Annotated in this window: 6 protein-coding genes; 1 reads left to right on the top strand and 5 read right to left on the bottom strand. The window is 48.4% G+C overall.

Annotation, left to right across the window (positions count from 1 at the left end; all coding sequences use genetic code 11):
• Positions 1-124 precede the first annotated feature (124 nt).
• From O3C43_24365 to O3C43_24345, 5 genes are read right to left on the bottom strand one after another with little or no spacing between them, the layout of a single operon-like run.
• Positions 125-1,045 carry a cytochrome c gene (locus O3C43_24365; protein MDA1069622.1) on the bottom strand — a complete coding sequence of 307 codons (921 nt, stop codon included), beginning with the start codon at positions 1,043-1,045 and terminating at the stop codon, positions 125-127.
• A 29-nt stretch (positions 1,046-1,074) separates the two neighbouring features.
• On the bottom strand, positions 1,075-3,177 hold the full coding sequence (locus O3C43_24360; GenBank protein ID MDA1069621.1) for a hypothetical protein: 2,103 nt from the start codon (positions 3,175-3,177) through the stop codon (positions 1,075-1,077).
• A 50-nt stretch (positions 3,178-3,227) separates the two neighbouring features.
• The gene (locus O3C43_24355) at positions 3,228-4,736 is read right to left on the bottom strand and encodes a sulfatase-like hydrolase/transferase (GenBank protein MDA1069620.1); all 1,509 of its coding nucleotides are present in this window, start codon (positions 4,734-4,736) and stop codon (positions 3,228-3,230) included.
• A 3-nt stretch (positions 4,737-4,739) separates the two neighbouring features.
• Positions 4,740-6,167: a sulfatase-like hydrolase/transferase gene (locus O3C43_24350; GenBank protein ID MDA1069619.1), complete on the bottom strand. Its 1,428-nt coding sequence runs from the start codon at positions 6,165-6,167 to the stop codon at positions 4,740-4,742.
• Positions 6,168-6,196: 29 nt separating this feature from the next.
• Entirely contained in the window at positions 6,197-6,367 is a 171-nt protein-coding gene (locus O3C43_24345; GenBank protein MDA1069618.1) for a hypothetical protein, read from the bottom strand.
• A 34-nt stretch (positions 6,368-6,401) separates the two neighbouring features.
• Here O3C43_24345 and O3C43_24340 point away from each other — a divergent pair.
• The coding region (locus O3C43_24340) for a chemotaxis protein CheD (protein MDA1069617.1) at positions 6,402-6,737 on the top strand (336 nt) is incomplete at its 3' end.

The following is a 6,737-nucleotide window of genomic DNA, read 5'->3' as shown; positions in this document are numbered from 1 at the left end:
GGGGTTTTATTGATAGGAATTTGCTTTTTAGCGGCGAAGCCGCAGAGGTGGGGGTTTGTCGCTACGCTCCTCGAAACTGCCCCTTGGGCACCGGACTTCCGTTATAAGGAGCTTCTATGAACGACTACTCTAACTCCACAAGGAAGTCTACCAAGCTGGCTATTTGTTGGTCAGTCAATACACCGGAAAAATCTGCCATTGGAACCTGTTCATAGCCCTTCACTATAGCGGCCTGAGGTTTCATGATGGACTCGAGTATATAGCCTTCATCCACGGTGATCTTTTCAACTCTACCGCCTCTAGTCACGATCTGCTCACGCCCGAGAAGTCCTTTAAAGGAGGGGCCTATCAACTTCGTTCCGTCTGTGGAATGGCAGGCACTACAAAAATTTTGAAAGACTTGGGAGCCTGTGTATTCTGGAACCTCTCTATGAAATACTTCATCAGTTTCGCGCAGCGTTAGTGATATCGTGGCGTCCGTCACTGTTGAGGGGATCAAAATGACCTCAGGTGAGACCCACTTCAGCCCATCGCTAACCTCAACACGTTTGTGAATGTTGGAGTTGAGCTTGTAGAACACATCCTGAGTTCTCACCTCCGGAAAGATCATTCTTATCGATAGGGTGTCTGATGTGTCAGATGAAATCAACTGCCTCACTGAAACGCCATCTACCGAAAAAAGAAACATGGGGGCTCCGGTGCCACTATCCCGTCGGTATCCGTTGAATTCCAAACTTTGGGGAAGCCTCCCAAAGTCGGAGACTCTTAGGGGGATTTGATCAATGCCAAGGGGTCTGCGAATACCAAGTACCTTGCACCCCTTACCTCCTCTACCATTGGTTTCTCCACTGAAATCGAGAAAACCTCCATACCAGGCAAAGACCGGCGCACACTTTACTGCATCGAATGCGTAATTAAAACCACCTGGATGACCCACTGCTATTGTTCGCGTGGATACACCTTCTATAGAACAACGTTGAACCAGCACCCTGTCAGATACAAAGATGTCTCCGTTGTTTTGAGCGGCAATCGGTGTAAGTATCATGGAGGCCGATAATAAGAAGACCAAATACTTCATCGAATAAGCTGGTTGAGAGTATAAACGCCGAAGTTGTTTTCCAAAATCAGACCGGAAGCAGATTTTAACGCAGGCAACTCAATTTGATAAATGGCCCCTTCCCGTCGTTTCAATTCTACAGAAAGGGTCATGCCATCTGGCGATCGTTTGACCTGTCTCACATCAACCGTTTTTTCATTTACTGGCTCTGAACCATAGCCATCCCAGTATTGATATTCGTATTCAGTAACAAATACGTCTTTTGGGGCAATCACGCCAGCTCCAAGCGCTTCGGTAAAATGAATGTCGAATCCTTTTGCCGTAAGCGCGATGCGATGCATCTCAAAGGGCGTTTGGGTGGAATCAAAGTGAATAATCTCTAGCGCTGGATCGCCGGCTGTCCATCCACGTCCAACGGATCCAACCCATAGATTTCCTTGTTTGTCGAACGCGGTGGAATAAGAGGAACTGCTTAAGGGGCGAATAAACGGAAATACAGCTCCCTGGTAGGCACCTCCTACTTTATCGAGGGCTACGCGGACAATATTTCTGTGGGCGATGTCAGCGATAAATACTTGTCCACCGAACGGACCAAAGCCTTCTTTTGGAGCAAACGAGGGATGTCCGGGCGAATTGGTAAGGTCCACATGGGCCAACCATACCGCTGGCGGTTTCCTTCTCGGAGCAAATTCCGCTATATGCAGAGGCGGCACCTTTTGGGGCATCTTTTCTACCGTGGCGTAGTCGAGGGTTTGAGGAGTGAGTCCATACTCAGGTAGATCCCACAGGGACGCTGGATGCCCCATGAAATCTCCCTCCTCCACATGACCCAGGTAGGACGATGCAACCCAGTCGCCCTGATTGTCAGTGATGAAAAGTTCCTCCTTTGCGTTCATCGCTATGCCCGCCGGTGAACGCAGACCCGAGGCGAATGGTGTAAATTTTCCTGAAGTATCCCGTTTCATGACCCACCCACGGTAGCCCAGGGCTGAAGTCATTTGATTAGGATATCCGTTTGGCTCTGCACTGAAATGAGCTCCCGCACTAAGTCCTGTCGAAAAAAACATCTCGCCCTTGGCATTGATGCGCGGGCCGTAGGCGAATTCATGATAGTTTCCGGTATAGCGGAAGCGGTCTTCAGCAGTTTCGTAAAGGTCGGCAATTCCGTCGCCATCGGTATCTTCCAGGTAGGTCAATTCAGGTCGTTGCATGACATAGACGCCCTTTCCATCAGGAGAAACGCGAATCCCATTCATTTCGTGAAGTCCGTCAGCAAAAACCGACCATAGTCCGTCTTTCATTTTCCATACCTGACCCGTGCGGTTCGAAGTATACACGTCACCGTCCGGACCGAAATCAATATCTGTAGGCTCAAAACGAAATGGAGGTCTTGGAGAGGGTACTTCTATGGATTGAACCGAGTAGCCGTGAGGAATGGTTGGCGTTTCTTTCCGCCGGTAGAACGATATCGTGAATTGCGTCTGATCAGGTAAGAGGTTCTTCAGCAAATTTCTCTGATTTTGCTGCCCATTAGTCGAAACACGACGGAAGTCCGTTTGGTGGAGCCAGTAGTTCAGGTATTTCTCACTCGGGCCACTCGGCTGAATATTGAACATCAAGTGCTGCAACTCGGCGGATTCGATGAATAGGCTTTCCTCAACTTCCCAAAACATATCGCTATTAGGATCGTCTAATCGATATAGAAACCAGATTTGCTCTCCGCGATATTCTACTCCACGCCAAGTACGTTCCAATTCTACTCGCGGCTTCTCGCCATAGGTCCAGGGAGCTCTGTCCAATGAAAACGATTTCAGATTTTGCAGTTTCGGTTCGAATTCCCCAGTTTCTTTGAGTCGACCATATAACCCGGTCCAAAATCCCGCCATCGCCGGTTTGTTGGGATCGTATAGGAAATGCTGCCCGGAGCTGCTTCCAATAGCCAGTAGGGGCCGAGCCTTGGAACTACTTTCGAGTTCATTCACGATGAAGCCCCGGGTTACGACAACCTCTCCCCCCTCGCCCATTTCATATTCTCCATGCGTTTCCTGAGCATGAATTGGTAAAGCAAGGAAAAAGGCGACACCACCGAGAAGACCTAACGATTTTAATATACAGGCCATTGAATGTGAATGGATCTTAAAGACATACATAAGCACAATTTAAGGTCCTACTAGTTTCCGTGATTCGGATTACTTCTTCCTCCGAAATATTTATCCCGTATCCATTTCGGCTGCCATATATCCAAGGTACGTTCATCGTTATTGTAATTGGGTATCTTCGATTCCGGGTTCGCAACGAAAAGAGGATCCTTATCTCCATATTGCGTACGAGTCGATTCCATCATGGCCATCATTCGATTCAGTTGCCCTTTATGCGCGGAATCTTCAGCCAGGTTCTTGGTTTCATGAGGATCATCTTTCAAATTGAATAGTAGTCTGTGATTTATTTTTGGGTACACGTGTAGCTTCCAGTTTCCATCGCTTACTGCCCGTTGATTATCCTGAAATGGCAGAAATAACCTATCCCTGACTTTCTCCACCTTGCCGTTCATAATGGGCACAAGCGACAAAGCATCGGTATCCGGCGCAGGCCTGAGTTCGGCAATATCCAATAGGGTGGCATAGAGGTCATGCACATAGGTATAGGATGAATTGGACAGACCCTCTGGTATGCCTCTTCCATGAATAATCAATGGTGCTCGCATGCTCTGCTCATAGATATTTTGTTTTCCCAATAATCCATGACTCCCCATAGCAAGCCCATGATCAGCTGTATAAATGATAATCGTATTTTCACCCTGTGGGCTTTTCTTTATAGCTTCTACGATCCGGCCTATCTGTTCATCCAGATGAGTTATCAAACCGTAGTATTCACATAGCTGATCGCCGATCACCTCAGGCGTTCTTGGCCAGGGAGCAAGTCCCTCGTCCCGACCTTGGGTAACTTGTGGAGCATTTACAAACGGATGGTAAGGCAGGAAATTCTCCGGCAAGGGCGGACGATTTTTGTAGTATAATTCACGATAAGCCTCTGGGGGATTCCTCGTATCATGAGGCGCCGTCAAGGCCACATACAGGAAAAATGGCTGTCCTGTCTCAGCTGATTCTATGTATTCAATAGCAGTGTCGGCGAAGACAGTGCTCGAAAATCCTCCGGCATCTCTTTTATCACTGAGTATTCCGTTTTCGTAATCCTGAACTTGAAAATCAGCATGATTCACCATGCCGCCCATGTAGATAGACTTCCCATTCGAAAACGCGCGCTTGAGGGTGTCCTCCCCATTATGCCATTTTCCGACAATGAAGGTACGATACCCCCCGCGCGCTTTCAATTCAGACGGAAGTAGAGGCAGATCAACCCAGTTCCTGGATTTGTTTCCTGGCGGCAAACTCATCCAATGCCTTCCGGTCATTAACATCGATCGACTGGCCACGCATACGGCACCACTGTAAGAGCCTGCACAATAATTTCTCAAAAAACTAAAACCAGTTTCAGCAAGACGATCCAGATGAGGGGTTTGAATATGGGGATTGCCATGCGCGCTTATGGTATCCGCTCTCTGATCATCGGCAAAGAGAAACACAATATTGGGCCTTTTGCCAAAAATGTCTTCGTGCTGATTGCTCCAGGCGTTAGCTAATAGGAAAAGAAAAAATGAGAGAAATAAGCAGTGTCGCATTCGTTAGAGATTACGCTCAGAAGAAAAGACATTGCCAGTCGGTTTTTCCGGTAAACTATCTTTCCAAGCGGCCAACTGAGACAACAGCTGATTCACGTCCTTGGGATGCTTGGTTTTAAGATCCTCTCTTTCGTATGGATCCACAACGATGTCGTAAAGCTCAACATAGCTGGAATCCTTATTTGTTACGAGCTTCCAGTTTTTATCCATCACCGCGTAAGACACCCAATGCTCGGGTTTAGCTTTTTGTGCAGGCCAAGGTGACTCATATTTCCAAAAGAGCGGCTTTTCACGAATAGGTTTTTCGTTTCCTTTGAGAACAGACACTTGGCTCAAACCATCTCCTTGGTAAGAGCTAGGAAGTTTTACACCTGCAATCTCACAGAATGTGGGAAGAAGATCTACTGCCGAAATGATGGAAGAATCGTCAATGGCACCTGCGGCGATTTTACCCGGCCATCGGGCAATGAACGGAACATTGATGCCGCCTTCGAACAAGGAGGCCTTGTAACCTTTTCTGCCCGCAGTAATACCTTTGGAGGCTGCTATCCCCCAACCTGCTCCCGTTGCGGTGTCGTGCATGAGCGCCAACTCTGCATTGGGAGAGCCACGCGCCGGTCCGTTGTCGGAACTAAATATCACGAGCGTGTTGTCTGCGATATTGAGTTGATCGAGCGTTTTCAATACTTCTCCGATTCGATCGTCCGCATGCGAAAGCACCGACGCGTATATACGATCCGATTCGTTTTCCAGGTGACGAAATCTCCATTCATACTTGGGAACTGTGTGAAATGGCGTGTGAGGTTCGTGTATCCACAGGTTCACAAAGAAGGGTGCTTTGGCGGCTACGGCATCTTCGATAAACGCGATGGCATGGTCCGCATCCTCATGGACGGGCATCTGCTCACCTGCACAATTATATGCCCCGTATTCATCGTATCCATACTCGCTGGGAAGGGGTGAATCAGGAATCATATTATTTGCAAGGTGCCACTTGCCGAAATGTGCTGTCCTATAACCCGCTGTTTTCAGAAACCTTGGTAAGGTCGGCGCTTCCGTTGCCAGCCAGTCAGGCATATTTCGTTTTGCATTACTTGGCACCCATGCGAAATGGCCGTCGATATTGTAGCGTCCCGGAAAGTGCCCCGTCATAACGGCGGTTCGACTCGGAGAACAGACTCCGCTGGCTACCGTAAATCGATAGAAATCAGTTCCTTCTTTCGCTAAGCGATCGATATTCGGAGTTTGAACGTAAGGGTGCCCGTGGCAGCTCAGATCTCCCCAGCCCCAATCGTCTGCAAAAATAAAAACAATATTCGGACGAGCGTCATTGGCGTTGAGCACAAAACTGACCGCATAGAGTGAGGCTAACACCCAGAGCGTTCTTTTTATAAACCCATAGAAACTAGTTTGGGATAGGGAAGTTTTCATAGCTTTTCGTGTTACAATGATAGGGAGGATTATTCGGAGCCGATACAAACAACGTGCCTCAATCCCCGATGATAAAGTTTTCCATTTGCATAGGCCGGACTGCTTAAGCTCCAGGTGCTACCTGCGGACCCAAGGTCATTGATGGAAACAAGCGCGGATTCATCGAACACGGCCTGCTGAGAATCAACAACGTAGGTCATCCCTATCATGGTGGAAAAGTATACATAGTCATTATTGATAGGAATTTGCTTTTTAGCGGCGAAGCCGCAGAGGTGGGGGTTTTTCTATGATGAAAAACGCCGCATCGGGGGTCTGCTCCACGCGATGCTTCCCAGTGCCAGCTTGCATCCCGGGCAGAAAATCCGCGAAGCGATGTTTCTCGATACCGGCATCCCGAAAGTCCTCTCGGCGATGATCCGCGTCGGGGCGAAGAAGGACGACATTCGCTGCAAGGTTTTCGGCGGTGCACAACTCATGGCCACGGATAATTTTTTCCGCATCGGCTCCAAGAATATCGACATGTTCTACAAGCTCAGCCAGGAGTTGCAGCTCGATGTGGTGGCTTGGGAG

The sequence above is a fragment of the Verrucomicrobiota bacterium genome, from assembly GCA_027622555.1.
Lineage (GTDB): Bacteria > Verrucomicrobiota > Verrucomicrobiia > Opitutales > UBA2995 > UBA2995.
The sequence above is the reverse complement of the archived record's forward strand: the minus strand, read 5'-3'. Positions and strand labels throughout refer to the sequence as shown.